The organism is Amycolatopsis sp. YIM 10 (genome assembly GCF_009429145.1).
GTDB lineage: Bacteria > Actinomycetota > Actinomycetes > Mycobacteriales > Pseudonocardiaceae > Amycolatopsis.
The window spans coordinates 831,243-851,074 of record NZ_CP045480.1; the positions used below are offsets into that span (position 1 = coordinate 831,243).

Below are 19,832 nucleotides of genomic sequence, written 5' to 3' on the forward strand. Positions count from 1 at the left end.
TGAGTGACCTCCCGGAGGTGCCGCCATGGACAAGACGATTCCGCTGCTGCCCTGCGTTTCGATCAACGAGACGCTGGACTTCTACTGTTCGCTGGGCTTCGAGGTCACCTATCAGCAGAAGGCGCCGAACGTGTACGCGGCGCTCGCCTTCGAACAGGTCGAACTGCACTTCTTCGTGCTGAAGGGCTTGGTGCCGAAGGAGAACTACAGCACCTGCTACGTGCTGACCGACCGGGTGGACGAGCTGTACGAGCGGTTCACCGGCGGCCTGCGCGCGGCGCTGGGCAAGCTGCCTTCGCGTGGCTGGCCGCGGGTCAATCCCCTGAAGAACCTGCGGTCCGGTGTTCGCCAGTTCATCGTGATCGACCCGTCGGGCAACTACGTCCGCATCGGTCAGCCGATCGCCGCGCCGACCAACGGGCTGGCCGAGGGGCCGTTGGAGGGGCCGAAGCTGGGCCGCGCCCTGGAGACCGCGATGATGTTCGCCGACTCTAAGGACGACCCGGAATCCGCCGTGCGGGTGCTCGATCGGGCACTGGCGCTCGGCGAGGAAGTGCCTGTGGCACTGCGGTTCCGTGCCCTGGTGTTGCGTGCCGACCTGGCCGTGCGACTGGGCGCGGACGAACAGGCGGGCACCTTGTTGTCCGAAGTGGACAAAATCGGTTCAGCTGCGGGCGACGAGGTGGCCGATGAGCGCCGACGGGTCCGGGACCTGCGCGAACAACTGCTCGATCGGGTGAACCAGACGTGAAACAACTTCAACGCAGCTAAACCAACGCGAAACGCTTGATAACCAACATCGGCGCGGTTACGCTGAGGAGGCATCTGGTTCCTGATCGAAAGGACGGAAGCGTGCTCAGTACACGAGTCACCATCGGGTCCTCCGTCGGCCTGCACGCGCGCCCGGCCCGCCTGCTCGCCGAAGCCGCGGGGAAGCAGACCGCCTCCGTCCGGATCGGCCGTTCCGAAGACGCGCTGGTCGACGCCGCCAGCATTCTCGCGGTGATGTCGCTCGGCGTCGGCGGTGGTGAAGACGTGGTGCTGGTGGTCGAGGGCGAAGGCGCGGAGGAGACGCTGCGCGAGCTGTCCGAGCTGCTGGCCCAGGACCTCGATGCCGCGGTGCCCGCCTAGAACAGCGTCTGGCCATCTAGCCGAAGCCCTAGTTCTCCTCCTGCATCGTGGATCGCGTGACGGGACTCAGGGTGGTACTGGCAGGCGGTTCGGAACTTTTCAGTGCGGACGGATGCCCGCTCGACGTGAACGACCTGGACGACCTGGAAGATCCGGCCGCGACCGGAGAGATCGAGTTCGTCCGGTCCACCGAACCATCACGAGCGGCGGGACGCGCCGAGTGACCCCCAGCTCTCGGCGCGTCCCGCGTCAAATCCGGCTCGGCGAAGCTCAGTGCCGGGTGGTTGTCGCCGCGGTGTGCGCGGCGATCGCGTCGGTCAGCTGCTGATGGATCGCCGGGGCCAGGTAGTGCCCCATGCCGGGAATGGTGACCAGTCGCGCGCCGGGTAGCACCTCGGCGAGGTGGCGCGCGTGCGGTGGCGGATGGATCGGGTCGAGCGGGGCCTCGATGACCAGTGCGGGCGTGGTGATGCCCGCCAGTTCGGCGGCCCGCGTGGTCCAGTCCTGCCGGATCGATCCGTGCGGGTGCTCGGCCACCGGCTCCACCGGATCCGCGTGCGCGCGTGCCCCGGCGATCCGCCGCTCCAGCTCGGCCTCGTCGAACGGCAACTCGTCACCGGAAAGTCGCCGGTAGAACTCGATTTCCGAGATGTCGCCGGGATTGAAGGCCATCTCGATGAACCAGCGCTTCGGGGTGGGCAGGCCGTCGAGCGTGGGTTCGCCGGTCAGCGCGCGTTCCCAGTTGCCGAAGAAGTCCACGTCCATCGCGCAGCTGCCGAGCAGGGTCATCGCGGTCAGCCGGTCGCGGTGGTCGAGCGCGAGCAGCTGGGTGATCGCCGAGCCCATGCCGAACCCCAGCGAGTGCGCCCGGTCGACCTTCCAGGCGTCGAGCACGGCGACCGCGTCCGCGGCCAGATCGTCGAAGTTGTAGGGAGCGGTGGAGAACTCGCGGTGGGTGGAGCGGCCGGTGTCGCGGTAGTCGTAGCAGATGACCAGGTGGCCCGCGTCGGCGAGCCGGCGCACCAGTTGCTCCGGCCAGTCCATCGAGGACTGGCAGTCGCCGGCGTTCAGCAGCAGGGCCGGTGCCCCCGCGTCGCCGATCGCCTGGGTCCACAGCTCGACGTCGCCGGATCGGGTGATTTGTTCGCGCATGCGGCCGAAGCTACGCACGGAAAAAGCGCACGTGCACATAGAAATTTGCGGAGGCGAATGCGGGGCCTGTTGTGTTCGGTGATTCTCGGGGGAGGCTGGGGGTCGTCAAATTCGAGGGAGACAGAACATGAGATACATGGTCCTGCTGAAGTCCGATGAGGGCGAAGTCGACACTGGCCGGGCGCCGACCGAAGCCGAGATGACCGAGATGGCGAAGTTCAACGAGGAACTCGTCGGCGCCGGTGTCCTGCTCGCCGGCGAGGGGCTCGCGCCCAGTTCGCAGGGCGCCAAGGTCAAGCTCAGCAAGGACGGCGCCACCGTCACCGACGGCCCGTTCACCGAGGCCAAGGAGCTGATCGCGGGCTTCTGGATTCTCGACGTGCCTTCGCTCGAAGACGCGATCAGCTGGGTGAAGCGCATCCCCGGCCCCGAGCAGGAGGTGGAGATCCGGCGGGTGCTCGAGGCCGAGGACTTCGGTGAGGCCTTCACCCCGGAACTGCAGGAGAAGGAAGCCAAGATGCGCGCGACGGTCGCCGAGCAGCGCGAGGCTTAGCCCACGCGAAAGACGATCTTCCCCAGCACATGGCCGTCTTCGCTGAGCCGGTGCGCGTCGGCGGCCTGTGCCAGTGGGAAGGTTTTCGCCACCGGCAGGCGCAGCCGTCCGCTACGCAGCAGTGGCAGCGCCTCGGTGAACACCTCCGCCGTGGGCACGGCCTCCGTGCCGCCGCTGCTGAAGTGGACGCCGGTCTCGGCGGTGTCACCGCCGGCGATGGTCACCACCTTGGCCGGGTCGCCGGTCAGCGCGACCGACTCCGCCAGCACCCCGCGTCCGGAGGCGTCGAGCACCACGTCGATTCCGTCCGGCGCGGCTTCGCGCACCCGGTCCACCCAGCCGTCACCGTAGGCCACCGGCCGCACGCCCAGTTCGCGCAGGAACTCGTGCCGCCCCGGGCCGGCCGTGCCGACCACGGTCAGCCCGCGGGCGATCGCCAGCTGGCTCGCCACCAGCCCGACCGCGCCGGTCGCCGCGTGCACCAGCAACGTCTGTCCTGAGTGGACATCCAGGTAGCGCAGTGTGCGCACGCTGGTCTCCGCGGCGACCGGCAGCGCGGCGGCTTCCTCGAAGCTGAGCCAGTCCGGCTTCTGCACCAGCGCGGCGGCTTGGGCGATGACGTGCGTGGCGGCCGCTCCGCCGCCGACGTTGCCGAACACCTCGTCGCCGGGGGCGACGGTGTCCACGTCCGGCCCGACCGCGTCGACCACCCCGGCCGCCTCGATCCCGGTGCCCCTCGGCGCGGCCAGCTCCTGGCCGGGCGTGAACGCGCCGCTGCGGATCTTCCAGTCGATCGGGTTCACGCCGGCGGCGCGGACCGCGATCCGGACTTCACCGGGACCCGGCTCGGGCAGGGTGATTTCCTGGAGTTCGAGTACTTCGGGGCCGCCGTATTCGGCGTACCGGATTGCCTGTGCCATGGGTCCTTTTCCAGTTCAGACGAGCAGGAGGGTTTTGCCGAGCACCGTTCTGCGTTCCATTGTCGCGTGCGCGTCGGCCGCGCGCGCGAGCGGAAAGGTCCGCCCGACAACGGGTTTCAACCGGCCTGCCACGGCTTCGGCCAGTGTTCGCTCGACCAGATCGGCCAGGCTTTCCCTGGTGAACTGGACCTGTTCGATCCCGGTGAGTTCGACGCCCCGGCGTTCGGCCTCGGCCGGATCGACCGCGGCGAAACCACCGCTCGGGATGCCGTGGGCGAAGAAGTGGCGGGTGACCGTGCCGAATGCGGCCCGCCCGATTTCCCCGCCGACACCGTCGAAGACCACGTCGGCTTCGATGCCGTTCGTCCAGTCCTCGGTGGAGTAGTCGACCACGGTGTCCGCGCCGAGTTCTTCGGCCAGCCGGAGTTTCTCGGCGCCCCTGGCGGCGGCGGTCACGTGCGCCCCGGCGGCCTTGGCCAACTGCACCAGCAGGGTGCCGAGGCCACCGGCCGCCGCGGTGACCAGCACCCGGTCTCCGTGCCGGAGCTTCGCCGCGTCGACCAGGCTGAACGCGGCGGGACCGATCTGGAGCAGGCCCGCCGCGGTCTGCATGTCGAGTCCGGCGGGCAGTTCCACCACGCCCTCGATCGGGGCGAGCGCCTGCTCCGCGTACCCACCGCCGTCGACCCCGGCGACCACTTCCTTGCCCACCCAGCCCGGGTCGACGCCTTCGCCGGTCGACAGCACCCGCCCGGCCACCCCGGTCCCGGGGGTGTAGGGCGGCGCCAGGCCGAAGTACTCGGTACCCCAGCCGCTGCGCAACTGGGTCTCGAGGAACAGGGTGTCCGCGACGACGACGCCGACCACCACCTGTCCCGGCCCCGCGACGGGGACCGGGACTTCTTCCACTCGCAACATTTCGGGTCCGCCGAACCCGCTGACCTGAACCGCTCGCATCGTTGTCACGACACCGAGCATTCAACCTCTAGTTTGGTAGAGGTCAATCAATGGTGGCGAAGAACTTGCGGACGTCCGCGGCGAGCACCTCCGGCACCTCGTGCGCGGCGTAGTGCCCGCCGGTGTCGTAGGAGTTCCAGCTGGTGATCCGGTGGTGGTCGCGCTCGGCGAACCGGCGGATCGACTGGAAGTCACCGGCGAACATGGCCAGCCCGGTGGGCGTGGTGGTCGGTTCCGCGGGCTGTGCTCCCGCGTGCGCGTCCTCGTAGTAGAACCGGATCGCCGAGCCGGAGGTGCCGGTCAGCCAGTGGATGGCCACGTTGCCCACGATGAACGCCGGGTCGAGGGTCTCGCTGAACAGCTGCGCGTTCCAGGCGAGCAGGCCGACCGGCGAGTCCGCGAGCGCGAACGCCAGCGTCTGCGGTTGCTGGCTGTGCAGCTGGTTGAAGGCGAAGTGGTTGTCGTAGAACCACTGGAGGTGCTTGAGCGCGGCCTGGTCGGCTTCGCTCAGGTCGGCCATTTCGGCGGGGTCGCCGGATGGGAACGAGAAGAGCTGCGTGACGTGCACGCCGATGACGTGCTCGGGGTCGAACCGCGCGATCTCCGGCGAGATCAGCGAGCCGCCGTCGTTGCCGACCGCGCCGTAGCGCTGGTAGCCGAGGCGGCTCATCAGCTCGGCCCAGGCGCGGGCGGTCCGGTAGCGGTTCCAGCCGGGGGTGCGGGTCGGGCCGGAGAAGCCGAAGCCGGGCAGGGACGGGATGACCAGGTGGAACGCCGGGCCGTCGGCCGGCTCGGTCAGCAGCTCGATGACGTCCAGGTACTCCAGGACCGTGCCGGGCCAGCCGTGGCTGAGGATCAGCGGCGTCGCGTCCTCGCGGGACGAGCGGACGTGCAGGAAGTGGATGTCCTCGCCGTCGATCTCGGTGGTGAACTGCGGGTACGCGTTCAGCCGGGCTTCCAGCGCGCGCCAGTCGAACTCTTCGCGCCAGTAGCGCACGAGTTCGCGGACGCGGTCGACCGGCATGCCGTACGCGCTGCCGGTGCCGGGGAGCTCGTTCGGCAGGAACGCCTGCTCGAGGCGGTCGGCGAGGGTGTCGAGCGCGGTCTGGGGGATGTCGACGCGGAAGGGGTTGATCACGACTGTCTCCTCGGTGCTGGAACGGAATGTTTTGTTCTGATTGAACCGTAGCAGAGCGGAACGATCTGTTCCAGTGGTAATCTGCGTGGCATGTCAACCACGCAGAGCAGCGGGCTGTCGGGACGCCGTCAGCAGGCCGCGCAGAACGACGGCATCATTCTCGACGCGGCGCGCGAGGTCTTCCTGGCCGATCCGAAGGCGCCGGTGTCGGCCGTCGCGAAGCGCGCCGGGGTCGGGATCAGCGCGTTGTACCGGCGGTATCCCGGCAAGGAGGACCTGCTGCGGCACCTGTGCCACGAGGGACTGCGCCGGTACAACGCCGAGGCCGAAGCCGCGTTGCAGGAGCCGGACGCCGGGGCGGCGTTCACCGGGTTCGTCGAGCGCGTGGTCGACGCCGACGTGCATTCGCTGACCGTGCACCTGGCGGGCACCTTCACCCCGACCGCCGAGATGGGCGCGGACGCGATGCGCGCCAACGAACTCGCGACCACCCTGCTTTCGCGGGCAAAAGACGCCGGCGCGGTGCGGCAGGACGCGGTGCCGCAGGACATCGGGCTCACCCTCGAAGCCTGCTCGGCCATCCGGGTCGACGACGCCGACCGGACCCGCGAACTCCGGCGGCGCGTCCTTGCCATGCTGCTGCGCACGCTTTCCGCCACCGGCGACTCGCCGTTGCCCGGACCGGCGCCCCGGCCGGGTGAACTGAGCGGCCGCTGGAAGCCCGCGTAACCGGGAATCCCCTAAAGGTGGGCTAGCCGGCCCCTGCGCTCGCCGCGATCGCGATTAGCGTTGGGAGCGCCCGACCTCGACGCTCGACAGGAGAAACGATGGCCAGGATTGTGGTGTTCGGCGCGACCGGATACGCGGGCGGCAAGATCGCCGCCGAGGCGGAGGGGCGCGGCCACGAGGTGGTCCGGGTGGCCCGCAAACCCGGCGCCGGGATCACCGTCGGCTCCCTGCACGACGAGGCGTTCCTGCTGGATGTGGCCAAGGGCGCGGACGTCATCGCGGTCGCGGTGCCCGCCGCGCCGTCGGACGGGAAGGCGCTGGTCGACGCGGTTCCGGCGCTGGCCAAGACCGGCGCGCGGCTCGGTGTGGTCGGCGGCGCGGGCAGCCTCCAGGTCGCTCCCGGCGGACCGCGGCTGGTGGATTCGCCGGGCTTCCCCGCGTTCGCCAAGGGTGAGGCGCAGGCCCACGTCGGTGTGCTCGACGCGCTGCGCGGCCTCCCGGACGACGTCGACTGGTTCTACGTCAGCCCCGCTCCCGCGTTCGGCTCGTTCAACCCGGGCGAGAAGCTCGGCCGCTACCGCGTCGGCGGTGACCAGATCATCGGCGACAACATCAGCGGCGACGACTACGCCCTCGCCTTCGTCGACGAGATCGACAAGCCCGCCCACCGGCGGAAGCGCTTCTCCGTCGCCTACTGAGGCAGCACCACCGAAACCACCAGCCCGCCGCCGTCCCGCGGTCGTGCGGTGGCTTCACCGCCGTGCGCCCGCGCGACCGAGCGGACGATCGACAAGCCCAGCCCGGCGCCCTTCGCCGTGGCCAGGCGGTCGGTGGCCAGCCTGCGGAACGGTTCGAACAGCGCCGGGATCTCGTACTGCGGCACGACCGCGCCGGTGTTGCTCACCTCGACCTCGGCCCGGCCGTCGGCCAAGGTCCGGCTGACCACGTGCACCCAGCCGCCGGTGTTGTGCCGGATGCCGTTCTCCACCAGGTTCTGCACCAGCCGTTCCAGGAACAACGCGTCGCCGGTGGTCATCGCCTCGCCTGCTTCGGTGCGCACCTCGATCCCCGCCTGCGAGGCCTCGGCCGCGGTCTGCGCGACCACGTGCGACACCACGTCGGCCAGGTCCACCGGGCGCCGGTCCAGGATTTCGTTCTCCGAACCGGCGAGCAGCAGCAGCCCGTTGATCAGCCGCTCGTGCCGTGCGTTGATCTCCAGCAGCGTTTCGCCGAGTTGCCGGACGTCGGCTGACGCGGTTTTGCGGTGCATCGCCACCTCGACCAGTGAACGGCTCACGGTCAGCGGCGTCCGCAGCTCGTGCGACGCGTTGGCGACGAACCGGCGCTGCCCGTCGAAGGACCGGTCCAGCCGTTCGACCATCGTGTTGAACGCCCCGGCCAGGTCCTTCACCTCGTCGTCCGGTCCGCGCAGGGCGATGCGCTCGTGCAGGTTCCGGTCCGCGGCCGGCGCGGTGGCGATCCGCCGCGCGGTGTTCGTGACCTGGTGCAACGGCACCAGCACGCGGCCGGCGACCAGCCAGCCGAACCCCGCGGCCAGCCCGCCGACCACCAGCAGCGCGATGCCGCCCTGGGTGAACAGCGAGGTGGTCGCGGCCTTGCGCAGCTGCGCCTGCTGGTCCTTCATCCACTGCTCGGCACCGGCGCCGGTGAGCATGTCGCCGTTGCCGGTGAGCACCACCAGGTGCGCCCTGCGGTTGAGTCCGGGTTCCGGCGGCAGTTCCGATTTGGCCAGCATCTTCGTGCCGCCGCCGGTCAGCTGCTGTTCGAACAACGCGTAGGTGACGCCGAGCAGTACCAGCCCGGCGACCAGGAACAGGCCCCCGTAGATCAGCGTGAGCCGGGTGCGCAGGGTGACCCGGCTGGGTCGCAGGCCGCTCACGGGATCCGGTATCCCACACCGGTGACGGTCTCCACCACCGAGGGCTCGCCGAGCTTGCGCCGCAGTTTCAGGATGGTCAGCCGGACCACCCCGGTGAACGGGTCGACGTGCTCGTCCCACGCCTTCTCCAGCAGGAACTCCGCCGACACCACGGCACCGTCGGCGCGCAGCAGCTCGGTGAGCACGGCGAACTCCTTCTTGGACAACGGAATGTAGTGCCCGTCGCGGAAGACCTGGTGCCGCGCGGGATCGAGGGTGATGCCCGCGCGGGTGAGCACCGGCGGCGCGGCCGGGCGCGACCGCCTGCCCAGCGAGTGCACCCTGGCGGCCAGCTCGGGAAAGGCGAACGGCTTGGTCAGGTAGTCGTCGGCGCCGAGCCCGAGCCCGCCGACGCGGTCGGTGATCTCGGCGGACGCGGTCAGCATCAGCACGCGTGCCGGGGAGTCGGAGCCGACCAGCTCGCGGCAGACGTCGTCGCCGTGCACCACCGGCAGGTCCCGGTCGAGCACCACCACGTCGTAGGCGTGCACGCCGATCCGCTCCATCGCCTGACCCCCGTCGTAGGCGATGTCCACCGCGTGCGCCTCGTCCCGCAGCCACTCCGCGATGGCGTCGGCGAGCAGCGGTTCGTCCTCGACCACCAGCACCCTCATCAGCGCATGATCCCCGATCGCGGTGTTTCGTCCCCGTTAGCGGGCGTGGAAACCCTCCGGAAACGGGCCGCCGGGTTGCATCCCCAGCCGAGGAAATCCAACCGACTGGAGGAATGATGCGACGGCTCACCCTCGGCGCGTTCGCCGCGCTGACCCTGCTGCTCACCGCGTGCGGTGCCGACGACGGCGGGAACCAGGTGGCCTCGGCGGGGCAGCCGGCCACCGGTGCCCCGGCGAGCGCCCCGGCGGACGCGGACAAGGGCGACATGGGCGTGAAGTTCGCCCAGTGCATGCGGGAGAACGGTGTCGACATGCCCGACCCGGAGCCGGGCAAGGGCGTGCAGCTCAAGGTCGACAAGAACACGCCGAAGGAAGTGGTGGACAAGGCGCAGGAGGCCTGCCGCGAGTTCAGCCCGCAGGCCAACGGCAAGGCCAATCCGCAGATGCAGGAGAACGCCCGCAAGTTCGCCGAATGCATGCGTGCCAACGGAGTTGAGGCCTTCGCCGACCCCGACCCGAACCAGCCCGGCATCCGGATCAGCCCGGAGATCGGCGAGGACCCGGATTTCGAAAAGGCGCAGGAGGCGTGCAAGGACATCATGGCGTTGCCGGGGGAGAAGTGATGCGGCGGAAGCTCGCCGCCGGAATCGCCGTGGTGGTCGTGGCGGGGGCGGCCACCGCGGGTTTGCTCGTGTTCACGCAGACGCGGAGCGAGGCAGGGGACGCCGGCACCAGCGAACTGCCGCCCAGCACGGCGAAGGTGTCCCGGCAGACGCTCAACGATTCGCGGGAAGCGGACGGTGAACTCGGCTACGGCACCACGACCACGGTCAGCAATCGCCTGCCGGGCACGCTCACCTTCGTGCCCGACGGCGACAGCAGGATCGCGCGCGGTCAACCACTGTACAAAGTGGACGACAAACCGGTGACCCTGATGTACGGCTCGATGCCCGCCTACCGTGATCTGGCCGACGGTGCCGAAGGGCCGGATGTGCGGCAGCTGGAGGAAAACCTGCGCGACCTCGGCTACACCGGATTCACCGTCGACGACGAGTTCACCTCGGCCACCGCGACCGCGGTGACCAACTGGCAGGAGGACCAGGGCCTCGACGAAACCGGTGTCGTCGAACTCGGCCGCGTGGTGTTCGCGGACGGTGAGGTGCGGGTGGACACCGTCGAGGCCAAGCAGGGTGAACCCGCGCAACCGGGCCAGAAGGTGCTGACCCACACCGGCGTCGAGAAGGCGATCACCGTCGAACTCGAGCCCGCCGACCAGCGACTGGCCAAAAAGGACACCGAGGTGCGGATCGAACTCCCGGACGGCAAGGAGATCACCGGCCGCGTCGACGAGGTGTCCACGGTCATCCAGCCGGGCGACGGGCAGGGCCAGGAGGCGACCACCAAGGTGGAGGTGATCGTCGGCTTCGACGACCAGCAGGCCGCCGAGTCCTACGCGCTCGCCTCGGTGGACGTCACCTTCACCGCGGACAAGCGCGAGAACGTGCTGACCGTGCCGGTGGCCGCGCTGCTCGCGCTGGCCGAGGGCGGTTTCGGCGTGGAGGTCGTCGAGGGCACGGCGACCAGGTACGTGCCGGTGAAAACGGGCCTGTTCGCCGACGGCCGGGTGGAGATCACCGGGGACGGCCTGGCCGAAGGCACCGTGGTGGGGGTGCCGAAGTGATCTCGCTGACCGAGGTGAGCAAGAGCTATCCGGGCGGGGTGGCCGCGCTCAGCGGGGTTTCGCTGCGGGTGGAGCAGGGGGAGCTGGTCGCCATCGTCGGGCCGTCCGGTTCGGGGAAGTCGACCATGCTGAACCTGCTGGGCACGCTGGACCGGCCGACTTCGGGGGACGTGCACATCGACGGGTACGACGTGGCGAAGCTGTCCGACGCCAAGCTTTCCGTGCTGCGCGCTCGCCGGATCGGGTTCGTGTTCCAGCAGTTCCACCTGGCCGCCGGGGTTTCCGCGCTGGAGAACGTCGCGGACGGCCTGCTCTACACGGGCCTGCGGGCCGGCGAACGGCGGCGCCGCGCGGAGGTCGCGCTGGAGCGGGTCGGGCTGGCGCACCGGATGGATCACCGGCCGCACGAGCTCTCCGGTGGGGAGCGGCAGCGGGTCGCGGTGGCCAGGGCGGTGGCGGGGGATCCGCCGCTGCTGCTCGCCGACGAGCCGACCGGGGCGCTGGACACGGCGTCGGGGGAGGGCGTGATGCGGTTGATGCGTGAGCTGAACGCGGCGGGCACCACGGTCGTGATCATCACGCACGACCGGGACATCGCCGCTTCGCTGCCGCGGCAGGTGCGGATGCGCGACGGCCGGCTGGTGGGGGTGGGCTGATGGCGGACGTGCTGGCACCCGCGCGGATGTGGCCGCGGGACGTGCTGAAGGTGGGCGCGGTCGGGTTGCGGACGCGGCCGATGCGCGCGTTCCTGTCCGCGCTGGGCATCGCGATCGGGATCGCCGCGATGGTCGCCGTGGTGGGGATTTCCTCGTCGTCACGGGCGGAACTGGACAACACGCTCGACGCGCTGGGCACGAACCTGCTCACCGTCGGGCCGGGGACGACGATGATGGGTGAGCAGGCGCAACTGCCGCTGGCGTCGGAGTCGATGACGGAGCGGATCTCGCCGGTGGAGTCGCTTTCGGCGGTCGGGCGGGTCGAGGACGCGAAGGTGTACCGCACCGACAAGATCCCGGAGGCGCAGACGAACGGCCTGTCCGCCTACGCCGCCCGCAGCGACCTGCTCGCCACGATCGCGGGCCAGGTGCGGAGCGGGACGTGGCTCAACGACGCGACGGGTTCGTACCGCGCGACCGTGCTCGGCGCGGTCGCGGCGGAGCGCCTCGGCATCACGCACCCGGACACGCAGGTGCTGATCGGTGGTGTGTGGTTCACCGTGATCGGCATCCTGGAGCCGGCGGACCTGGCCCCGGAACTGGACTCGGCGGCCCTGATCGGCTGGCCGGCGGCGGAATCCGCACTGTCGTTCGACGGTCACCCGACGACCATCTACACGCGCTCGCAGGAAGCACAGGTGGAGTCGGTGCGCTCGGTACTGGGTGCGACCGCGAACCCCGAAGCGCCGAACGAGGTGGAGGTCTCGCGCCCGTCGGACGCACTGGCCGCGAAGCAGGCCGCGACCGAGGCGTTCACCGGGCTGTTGCTGGGTTTGGGCGCGGTGGCGCTGCTGGTGGGTGGCGTCGGCGTCGCGAACACCATGGTGATCTCGGTACTGGAGCGCCGCGCCGAAATCGGCCTGCGACGGTCATTGGGCGCGACCCGGGGCCGCATCAGAAGCCAGTTCCTCGCCGAGTCGTTGCTGCTGTCAGCTCTGGGTGGAGTCGGCGGCGCCATCCTCGGGGCCGCGGTGTCGATCGGCTACGCCTTCTCCCGCGACTGGCCGGCCGTCATCCCACCCTGGTCCCTCGGCGGCGGGATCGCAGCCACCCTCCTGATCGGCGCACTGGCGGGGCTGTACCCAGCCATCCGCGCCTCCCGCCTATCCCCGACGGAAGCCCTGGCCACCCCATAAACGCGGCGGGACCGCTGGAGTCCGATCCAGCGGTCCCGTCGCGACCCCCGGTCATGGGCGGTAGGGCTGGTGGGTCTTCGGCTGGTAGTTGGTCTTCGGGTGGTCGTCGGCTTCGTCGTTGCCGTTGTTGCCCGCGGTGTTCCCGAGGTGCTGGGCGCCGTTGGAGGTCCAGCGGCCGCTTAGTTCTTCGGGGTCGGCGCGGTGGCGTGGACCGCCGTCGACGCGGTAGTCGAGGCCCTGGCCACCCGGGTGGTGCGCGTCGACCAGGCCCTCGTGCCGGGTGGACATGCCGCCCAGCGCACCGCCGACCGAACCGGTGGCGCCGCCCGCGATGGCGCTCTTGTGCAGTTCGTTGAGCGGCTTGCCGTTCACCCAGTCGTTCGCCATGTTCCCGGCGGCCCCGCCGATCGCGCCCTGCGCGGCACCCCGCGCCGCGGCGCTGCCGAAGTCCGCGGAGTTCACGCCGATCGTGTTGGCCACGCCGCGCGACAGCCACCGCGACTCCTGCTTCGTGACGGTTTCCCCGGCCTCGTCGGTGAACCTGGTGATCGGCCGGTTCGCCGCGCGAATGCTCGCGGCCGTCGCCGCGCCGCCGACCAGGCCGCCCGCGGTACCGGCGATCGCGCCCGCCTGGATGGCCTTGCCGGTCTTGCCCGCGTCCCATTCGTCGCGGTTCCCGGCGCCCGCCTGGAAGGCCTGGATGGCGAGGTCCACGGTCAGGTTGATGCCCACGTTGATGGCGATCTGCTTGAGCAGCTCGGTCAGCAACCGCATCGCGATCACCCTGGTCGCCGCCATCGCGATCGGAATGCCCGCGGTGCTCGACCCGAGCGTGCCGACCGCCGACGCGATCAGCAGCGCGATCTGCGCGGCCAGGATGATCAGCGCGGCGATGATGCTGAGCTTGGTGTACTCGATGCTGGTCGCGCTCTTCCGGCACGCGTCGGCGATCTGGCGGCAGAGCTTCTCCAGCTTCGGGTAGTCGGCGTCGTCGCCCTGGGTGAAGCCCTTCCAATGCTGCTTGAACTTCTCCGCCGCGTCGGACTTCATGCCGGCGAGCGCGGCCTTCGCGGCGACGTCGCCGTCCTTGGCCACGTCCTGGACCGCTTCGGCGGCCTTCTCCCACAGGTCACCGAGCCGGCGAAGCGCGGTCTCGTCACCCTGCGGCCACTCGGTGCCGATGATCTTGTCAGCCAGCCACTTGACCTCACCGGGAACTTCGATCCCCATCGGTTCCCTCTCAGTCGCTCAGTTGCCGCTTGGTCTTGTCTTCCTGCTCTTCCCACTTCCGCGCGGCGATCTCGACCGCGGCGCCGGTCTCGCCGGTCGAGGAACTGATCGCGGTGAAGCCCTTTCTCGCCTGCTCGACCGCGGGCAGATAGCCCTTGGCGAAGGCCTGGCCGATCTTGTCGTCGCCCCACGGCGCGCCTTCGCCCTGCCCAGCGGCGAAGAGGGTGTCCATGGCCTGCTTCAGCTCGTCGGCCGCGGCCTTGAACTTCGGCGCGGCCGCCCGGAGCACGTCCGGTTCGATCCTGGCCTTGGTCATTCGTATCCCTTCCGCATGATCGAGCCGATCGGTTCTTCCTCGGTTTCTTCGGCGCGGGCTCGTGGTCTGGCCCTCGGCGCTGCCACCGGCGCGGGTGCGACCGCTGCCTGGCCCCCTCGGCCGGGCAGTGGTGGCGCGGGCGCGTTCAGCGCGGTCAGCGAAGGCGCGTCCGGGAAGAAGTCCGGTAGGTCGGGCAGGTTCTGCCGGACCGGCGCGAGCGCGGCCTCGGACTTCATCCGGGCGTTCGCCGCCGCGGCCTGGATGGTCTGCACCACCAACTGGCCGAGGTGGTCCGGGGTGTTGCGGATGAACGCGGACTGGGCGAACCGGACGCCGGTGACCACGCCGGTCGCGTTCACCGTCACCGCGACCTGGCCGTCCGGCGACTTCGCCTCGCCGGTGGCGTTCGCCGCCTGCGCCTGCGCGGCCTTCAGCTCACCGGTTTGCTTACGCAGGCCCGCTAACATGTCCTCGACCTGATCGCGCAGCGCGGTGTTGCGCGCGTCCAGCTGATCCTGTTCCACCGCGTGTCCTCCTTGGTCGGCTGGAAAACCGAAGCTAGTGCGGGTGTTGGAGGCGCGGTGCCGGTCGATCAACCCACACCGGGTGGTCCCGCCGAGCGCGAGGTCGAGCGCGTCGGCCGCCGGTACGCGGTGGTCGTGCGCACGGCGGTGCTGATGCCGGTCGCCTGCCTGACGTCGCTGACCGTGCCGCTCGAACGCTCCGCGGTCGTCGTGGCCGCACTGGGCCTGTGGAGCGCCTTCTACTGGAACCGCGCGTCCCGCGTGCTCGCGCTCGACACCGCCGTGATCGCGCTGGTTTGCCTTGGCGCGCGGTGGATCGACCCGGTGGTGCTGCTGCACGACAGCACCAGCTGGGTGCTGGTCGCGGTGTCCATCACCGCGGTCTGCCACCAGTGGCTGTGCGCTCCGGCGCCCGGCTTCGTGCTCACGGTGGTGCTGATCGCGGCTTACCTGGCCGGAGCGGCGATCGCCGACCCCGGTGGTTGGACCGCGTCGTTGCCGCTCGGCCTGTGGACGCTGGCCGAAGCCGGACTGTCGCGTGGCCTGCGCGTCCTGGTGCGCCAGGCGGGTCGCGCGGTCGATCGCGGGACGGCGGCGGGGGAGCGCGTGCGCCGCGAGGCCGAGGTCGCCGCGGCTCGCCGTGCCGACGAGCGCGCGCACTTCGCCACCATGCACGACACCGCCGCCGCGACCATGCTGGCGATCGGCACCGGCATGGTCACCGGGCGGGAACCGTGGCTCGCCGAGCGCGCGAGACGTGATCTCGAAGCGCTCTCCGGACGCTCGGAACTCCCGGAAGGCCAGGTCGACCTGGTCGAGATGCTCGACGAAGTCGCGCGGCACAACCGCGTCGACGCCGAACTCCGCGCCCCAGAGCCGATCCGGCTGCCCGCGGCCCCGGCCGTCGCGTTGTGCCGGGCCGCCGGTGAAGCACTGGAGAACGTCGCCCGGCACGCGGGCGTCGACTCCGCGGTGATCACCGTGCACCGCGTGACGAACGGTGTCCGGGTCGAAGTTTCCGACAGCGGAAGGGGATTCGACCCGACATCGGTCCCCGCGCATCGCCACGGCCTGTCCACGTCCATTGTGGACAGAATGACCGAGGCGGGCGGCACGGCGACGGTGCGGAGCGCGCGCGGCACCGGCACCACGGTCGAGCTGGAGTGGTCGCATGGCTGAACTCACCGTCTCCAAGCTCTTCCGCGGCCTGCGCCTGGCGACGCTGCTCATCACCGCGGTCACCCTGTTCGGCCTGAACCTGCCGTTGCTCCTGGCCAACGCCGAGGTCTACCGCTCGTTCGCGGTGGAACTCACCGCGTTCGCCGTGCTGACCGCGATCGCCGCGTTCGCGGGCGTGCGGATCTGGCGCGACCGCCCGCTCGGCCGTTCGCGCTGGCCCGCGCTCGCCGCGGTGTTCGCCGCGTCGTTGGCCGCGGTGTTCGCGGTACCACCGGAACTCGTGATCACCGAAGCGGAGTGGTCCTACGGCACGATCGGCTGGTTCTGCCTGCTGCTGCTCGCCGACCACCGTTTCTCCGCCGTGCTGGCCGCTCTCGGTGCGCACCAGTTGTTCAGCTTCGGGCAGCTGGTCCTGGTCGGGCAGGCCGACCGGCTGAGCCTGGCCGGGCTCGCCACGGTGACCATCCTGGTGCTCGGCTACCAGCTCACCGTGGCCGCGTCGACGGCCGCGCTGAACCGGATGGCCCGCCTCGCCCAGCAGACCGCCGCGGTGGAGGAACGGACTCGCACCGCCGAAGCCGTCGCCGACCAGCTGCACCGCGATCGGCGCGCCCGGTTCGAGCAGCTGGCGGCCACCACCGTGCCGCTGCTCGCCCGGCTCGCCGCCGGAACCCCGGTGCACGACCGCGCGTCCTACGCCGTGGAGGCGGCCAGGATGCGCCGGCTGTTCGCCGAAACCGACGATGTCGACGACCCGCTGCTGCACGAGCTGCGCGCCTGTGCGGAAGTGGCCGAACGCAAGGGAGTCACGGTGTTCCTCGGCACCTGGGGAGACCGGCCCGAACTACCCGTCCGGGTCCGCCGCGCGCTGACCGAGCCGGTGGTGGCCTGCCTCGCCGCGACCGTCGCCGAAGCCAGGGTGACCGTGCTGGGCACGCCAGGCACCGCGACCGTCAGCGTGGTCACCGACGCCCCGCCACCGACTCCACTGGTCACGTCGGCGCAGGTCACCATTACCCACCGCGAGACAGGTGGCAGGCATTGGGTGGAGGCCGCGTGGACGACGAACTGATCACCGCGGTGGTCATCGACGACCACCCCGCCATCATCAGCGGCATCGAAGCCTGGTGTGCCGCCGCCGAACCGCCCGTGCGGGTGGTCGACTCCGGCCCCACGGTGGCCGTCGCCTGGCTCGACCCCGGCGGCCAGGCCGACGTGATCGTGCTCGACCTGCAGCTCGCCGCGCCCACCCCGGCCTACGGCGACCTCCGGCGGCTGGTCGACGCCGGCCGCCAGGTGGTGGTCTACACCATGCGCGACGACAAGGACACCGCGTTGACCTGCCTGGACATCGGCGCGTCCAGCTACCTCACCAAGGCCGAGGGCCCGATGCACCTGGTCGCCGCGATCCACGCCGCCGCGAGGCAGCTGCCCTACACACCGCCCTCCATGGCCAGGGCGATCGGCGTGGACACCCGGCCCGACCGGCCGCGCCTCAGCGCCCGTGAGGTCGACGTGCTGGTGAACTGGTTCGCCTGCGAGTCCAAGGACATGGTCGCCGAGAAGCTCGGGCTCTCGGTGCGCACGGTCAACTCCTACATCGACCGCGTGCGGATCAAGTACGCCAACGCGGGCCGCGCGGCACCCACGAAGGCGGGCTTGGTCGCCCGCGCCATCCAGGACGGTCTGGTCCGCCTCGAAGATCTTTAGAGTTCCTCACAAAGTTGATCTTCAGTCTTCCGTCTTGCGTGGATGTTGATCTGCGATGTCGGGCCGTGAGGCGTGGTGAGCAGCCGCCGTGGATCGTGCCGGACGGGCTGTGGCAGCGCATCGAGCCGTTGCTGCCCCAGCCAGCGCCGCGGAATCCGCGGTATCCGGGACGGAAGAGGATCCCGGATCGGCAGGTGTTGTGCGGGATCTTGTTTGTGCCGCACACCGGGATCCAGTGGGAGTTCCTGCCGCAGGAGCTGGGGTTCGGGTCGGGTATGACTTGCTGGCGGCGCCTGGAGAAGTGGAACCGGGCCGGAGTCTGGCCGCAGTTGCACGAGTTGTTGCTGGCCGAGTTGCACGGTGCCGGGAAGCTGGACTGGCCGCGGGCGATCATCGACTCTTCCCATGTCCGGGCCGTGAGGCGTGGCCCCAAAGCGGTCCGAGCCCGTTCGACCGCGCCCGTCCGGGCTCGAAGCACCACGTCCTGACCGAGCGCGCCGGCATCCCGTTGTCGGTGTCGCTGACCGGCGGCAACCGCAACGACATCACCGAACGCGAAGCGTTGATTGAAGCGATACCGCCGGTTCGAGGCCGCCGTGGCCGACCACGCCAGCGGCCCGGCGAGCTCTACGGTGACCGCGCCTACGACCACGCCAAGTACCGCAAGAAGGTGCGGGCCAGAGGCATCCGGCCACGCATCGCTCGCCGAGGCCAAGCGCACGGCCCCGGCCTGGGCGCGCCCAGGTGGGTCGTCGAACGCACCATTGCCTGGTACCACGGCATGAAACGCCTACGCATCCACTGGGAACGCCGCGACCACCTCCATCAAGCCCTACTCGCCCCTGGCCACCAGGGACTTGTATCGAGTGCACGGTCCAGTACGGCGATGCCGGCGCGGCACCGCCAGGAACCACCTCGATCACGACGGGCATCCACCTGCCCTGCTCGCGCGCACTCTTAGTTGTCAAACAGCGGAAACGACGGGCTGACGGAGGAGCCCAGGAATCAGACCAACGAGCGGATCGCAGCTACTCAGCTGTCGAGTTTTCGGAAGAACGCACGCACCTCCTCCACGAAGAGGGCGGGCTGCTCGAACGCGGCGAAGTGGCCACCGCGATCGGGCTCGTTCCAGTACACGATGTTCGTGTACCGCTTCGCGGCCCAGCGCCGGGACGGCCGCGGGGTTTCCCTGGGGAACAGGGTGCAGCCCACCGGCACCCCGACCACATCGGTGGTTGCCTCGGTGAACCACGTCCGCACCTGGCGGATGCTCTCCCAGTACAGGCGCGCGGACGAAGCGCCGGTGCCGGGCAGCCAGTAGAACATCACGCTGTCCAGGATTTCGTCCCTGGTGAGCACGTTCTCCGGGTGACCACCGGAATCGGTCCACGCGCGGAACTTCTCCACGATCCACGCGCACAGCCCGACCGGCGAGTCGACCAGTGAATAGCCGATCGTCTGCGGTTTGGTGGACTGCTCGGCGGAATATCCGTCCTCCCATTCGCTCGCGTGCTTCAGCGCTTCGATCGACTGCCGCTCGGCTTCGGTGAGGTCGTCGAAGGTCTCCGGATCGGGGGCGGCGATCGGCGGCATGAGGTGGATGCCGATCAACCGTTCCGGCGCCTGCTGCGCCATGCTCGTGGTGATGCTCGTGCCCCAGTCGCTGCCCTGGGCGCCGAAGCGTTCGTAACCCAGTTCGGTCATCAGCCGGAGCCACGCCGCGGCGATGCGCTCGATGCCCCAGCCCGGCTCGGTTGGCTTGTCGCTGAAGCCGAAACCCGGGATCGACGGGCACACCACGTGGAACGCGTCGGCGGGATCCGGCGGATCGGTCAGCGGCTCGATCACCTTGAGGAACTCGACGATCGAGCCGGGCCAACCGCTGGTCAGGATCAGCGGGACGGCACCGGGATGCGGCGAGCGGACGTGCAGGAAGTGGATGCCCAGCCCGTCGATCTCGGTTCTGAACTGGGGCAGCGCGTTGAGCCGGGCCTCCACGCGCCGCCAGTCGTAGCCGGTGGCCCAGTACTCGCACAGTTCGCGCAGGTACGCGAGCGGCACGCCCTGTGACCAGTCGTCGACCGTCTCCGCCTCCGGCCAGCGCGTGCGCAGGAGGCGGTCGCGGAGGTCGAGCAGCTCCGCTTCGGGGATGTCGAGCCGGTATTCGATCACGTCGGGGACGATAAGCGGGTGCCCCGACAGTTTCA

Annotated in this window: 23 protein-coding genes and 1 pseudogene; 14 read left to right on the plus strand and 10 right to left on the minus strand. The window is 70.1% G+C overall.

Going from position 1 to position 19,832, the window contains the following annotated elements; translation table 11 throughout:
* The first annotated feature begins 25 nt into the window (after positions 1–25).
* The 3 genes from YIM_RS04165 (at position 26) to YIM_RS04175 (ending at position 1,355) form a co-directional block, all read left to right on the plus strand.
* Positions 26–751, plus strand: coding sequence for a VOC family protein (locus tag YIM_RS04165; protein ID WP_153029071.1), 726 nt, complete (start codon positions 26–28; stop codon positions 749–751).
* A gap of 101 nt (positions 752–852) precedes the next feature.
* Positions 853–1,131: an HPr family phosphocarrier protein gene (locus YIM_RS04170; RefSeq protein ID WP_153029072.1), complete on the plus strand. Its 279-nt coding sequence runs from the start codon at positions 853–855 to the stop codon at positions 1,129–1,131.
* A gap of 47 nt (positions 1,132–1,178) precedes the next feature.
* On the plus strand, positions 1,179–1,355 hold the full coding sequence (locus tag YIM_RS04175) for a hypothetical protein (RefSeq protein ID WP_153029073.1): 177 nt from the start codon (positions 1,179–1,181) through the stop codon (positions 1,353–1,355).
* A 46-nt stretch (positions 1,356–1,401) separates the two neighbouring features.
* Here the strand turns inward: YIM_RS04175 and YIM_RS04180 are convergent, their stop codons facing one another.
* On the minus strand, positions 1,402–2,283 hold the full coding sequence (locus tag YIM_RS04180; protein ID WP_153029074.1) for an alpha/beta fold hydrolase: 882 nt from the start codon (positions 2,281–2,283) through the stop codon (positions 1,402–1,404).
* A 127-nt stretch (positions 2,284–2,410) separates the two neighbouring features.
* Here YIM_RS04180 and YIM_RS04185 point away from each other — a divergent pair, with 127 nt between their 5' ends.
* Positions 2,411–2,836: a YciI family protein gene (locus tag YIM_RS04185; protein ID WP_153029075.1), complete on the plus strand. Its 426-nt coding sequence runs from the start codon at positions 2,411–2,413 to the stop codon at positions 2,834–2,836.
* Here YIM_RS04185 and YIM_RS04190 read toward each other — a convergent pair.
* The 3 genes from YIM_RS04190 to YIM_RS04200 all read right to left on the minus strand — a co-directional run bounded on the left by YIM_RS04190 (position 2,833) and on the right by YIM_RS04200 (position 5,851).
* A complete protein-coding gene (locus YIM_RS04190) occupies positions 2,833–3,756 on the minus strand; it encodes an NADP-dependent oxidoreductase (RefSeq protein WP_153029076.1) in 924 nt (307 codons plus the stop codon). The genes YIM_RS04185 and YIM_RS04190 overlap by 4 nt on opposite strands.
* Positions 3,757–3,771: 15 nt before the next feature.
* Positions 3,772–4,674 carry a zinc-binding dehydrogenase gene (locus YIM_RS04195; RefSeq protein ID WP_228004543.1) on the minus strand — a complete coding sequence of 301 codons (903 nt, stop codon included), beginning with the start codon at positions 4,672–4,674 and terminating at the stop codon, positions 3,772–3,774.
* Between the two features lie 82 nt (positions 4,675–4,756).
* On the minus strand, positions 4,757–5,851 hold the full coding sequence (locus YIM_RS04200) for an epoxide hydrolase family protein (RefSeq protein WP_228004544.1): 1,095 nt from the start codon (positions 5,849–5,851) through the stop codon (positions 4,757–4,759).
* A 90-nt stretch (positions 5,852–5,941) separates the two neighbouring features.
* On the opposite strand from YIM_RS04200, the gene YIM_RS04205 reads away from it, so the two are divergent.
* Positions 5,942–6,580, plus strand: a complete 639-nt coding sequence (locus tag YIM_RS04205) for a TetR/AcrR family transcriptional regulator (RefSeq protein ID WP_153029079.1) — start codon at positions 5,942–5,944, stop codon at positions 6,578–6,580.
* 98 nt (positions 6,581–6,678) lie between these two features.
* Positions 6,679–7,278 (plus strand): NAD(P)-dependent oxidoreductase, encoded by a 600-nt coding sequence (locus YIM_RS04210; protein WP_153029080.1) that lies wholly within the window; start codon positions 6,679–6,681, stop codon positions 7,276–7,278.
* On the opposite strand, the gene YIM_RS04215 is transcribed toward YIM_RS04210, so the two are convergent.
* Together YIM_RS04215 and YIM_RS04220 are read right to left on the minus strand one after the other, a co-directional pair.
* Entirely contained in the window at positions 7,272–8,480 is a 1,209-nt protein-coding gene (locus YIM_RS04215) for a HAMP domain-containing sensor histidine kinase (RefSeq protein ID WP_228004545.1), read from the minus strand. The two genes, YIM_RS04210 and YIM_RS04215, sit on opposite strands and share 7 nt — an antisense overlap.
* Complete coding sequence (locus tag YIM_RS04220) at positions 8,477–9,133, minus strand: response regulator transcription factor (protein WP_153029081.1); 657 nt, start codon at positions 9,131–9,133, stop codon at positions 8,477–8,479. The genes YIM_RS04215 and YIM_RS04220 overlap by 4 nt, the downstream gene beginning before the upstream one ends.
* Before the next feature lie 113 nt (positions 9,134–9,246).
* Here YIM_RS04220 and YIM_RS04225 point away from each other — a divergent pair, with 113 nt between their 5' ends.
* The 4 genes from YIM_RS04225 to YIM_RS04240 are packed head-to-tail and all read left to right on the plus strand — an operon-like array spanning position 9,247 to position 12,666.
* On the plus strand, positions 9,247–9,756 hold the full coding sequence (locus tag YIM_RS04225; protein WP_228004546.1) for a hypothetical protein: 510 nt from the start codon (positions 9,247–9,249) through the stop codon (positions 9,754–9,756).
* Positions 9,756–10,814 carry an efflux RND transporter periplasmic adaptor subunit gene (locus YIM_RS04230; protein ID WP_153029082.1) on the plus strand — a complete coding sequence of 353 codons (1,059 nt, stop codon included), beginning with the start codon at positions 9,756–9,758 and terminating at the stop codon, positions 10,812–10,814. Before YIM_RS04225 ends, YIM_RS04230 begins: the two co-directional genes overlap by 1 nt.
* Positions 10,811–11,470 (plus strand): ABC transporter ATP-binding protein, encoded by a 660-nt coding sequence (locus YIM_RS04235; protein ID WP_153029083.1) that lies wholly within the window; start codon positions 10,811–10,813, stop codon positions 11,468–11,470. Before YIM_RS04230 ends, YIM_RS04235 begins: the two co-directional genes overlap by 4 nt.
* Positions 11,470–12,666 carry an ABC transporter permease gene (locus YIM_RS04240; RefSeq protein WP_153029084.1) on the plus strand — a complete coding sequence of 399 codons (1,197 nt, stop codon included), beginning with the start codon at positions 11,470–11,472 and terminating at the stop codon, positions 12,664–12,666. Before YIM_RS04235 ends, YIM_RS04240 begins: the two co-directional genes overlap by 1 nt.
* A 51-nt stretch (positions 12,667–12,717) precedes the next feature.
* On the opposite strand, the gene YIM_RS04245 is transcribed toward YIM_RS04240, so the two are convergent.
* The 3 genes from YIM_RS04245 to YIM_RS04255 are packed head-to-tail and all read right to left on the minus strand — an operon-like array spanning position 12,718 to position 14,736.
* Positions 12,718–13,896 carry a hypothetical protein gene (locus YIM_RS04245; RefSeq protein ID WP_153029085.1) on the minus strand — a complete coding sequence of 393 codons (1,179 nt, stop codon included), beginning with the start codon at positions 13,894–13,896 and terminating at the stop codon, positions 12,718–12,720.
* Between the two features lie 10 nt (positions 13,897–13,906).
* Positions 13,907–14,212: a hypothetical protein gene (locus YIM_RS04250; protein WP_153029086.1), complete on the minus strand. Its 306-nt coding sequence runs from the start codon at positions 14,210–14,212 to the stop codon at positions 13,907–13,909.
* Positions 14,209–14,736 carry a YbaB/EbfC family nucleoid-associated protein gene (locus tag YIM_RS04255; RefSeq protein WP_153029087.1) on the minus strand — a complete coding sequence of 176 codons (528 nt, stop codon included), beginning with the start codon at positions 14,734–14,736 and terminating at the stop codon, positions 14,209–14,211. The genes YIM_RS04250 and YIM_RS04255 overlap by 4 nt, the downstream gene beginning before the upstream one ends.
* Before the next feature lie 57 nt (positions 14,737–14,793).
* Between YIM_RS04255 and YIM_RS04260 the strand changes: the two genes are divergently transcribed.
* The 4 genes and pseudogenes from YIM_RS04260 to YIM_RS04275 all read left to right on the plus strand — a co-directional run.
* Positions 14,794–15,915 carry a sensor histidine kinase gene (locus YIM_RS04260; RefSeq protein ID WP_153029088.1) on the plus strand — a complete coding sequence of 374 codons (1,122 nt, stop codon included), beginning with the start codon at positions 14,794–14,796 and terminating at the stop codon, positions 15,913–15,915.
* Positions 15,908–16,987: a hypothetical protein gene (locus YIM_RS04265; RefSeq protein WP_153029089.1), complete on the plus strand. Its 1,080-nt coding sequence runs from the start codon at positions 15,908–15,910 to the stop codon at positions 16,985–16,987. Before YIM_RS04260 ends, YIM_RS04265 begins: the two co-directional genes overlap by 8 nt.
* Positions 16,972–17,625, plus strand: coding sequence for a response regulator transcription factor (locus tag YIM_RS04270; RefSeq protein ID WP_228004547.1), 654 nt, complete (start codon positions 16,972–16,974; stop codon positions 17,623–17,625). The genes YIM_RS04265 and YIM_RS04270 overlap by 16 nt, the downstream gene beginning before the upstream one ends.
* Before the next feature lie 92 nt (positions 17,626–17,717).
* A pseudogene (locus YIM_RS04275) lies at positions 17,718–18,472 on the plus strand (IS5 family transposase); the annotation flags it as partial.
* A 185-nt stretch (positions 18,473–18,657) separates the two neighbouring features.
* Here YIM_RS04275 and YIM_RS04280 read toward each other — a convergent pair.
* Positions 18,658–19,797: an epoxide hydrolase family protein gene (locus YIM_RS04280; protein ID WP_153029090.1), complete on the minus strand. Its 1,140-nt coding sequence runs from the start codon at positions 19,795–19,797 to the stop codon at positions 18,658–18,660.
* Positions 19,798–19,832 lie beyond the last annotated feature (35 nt).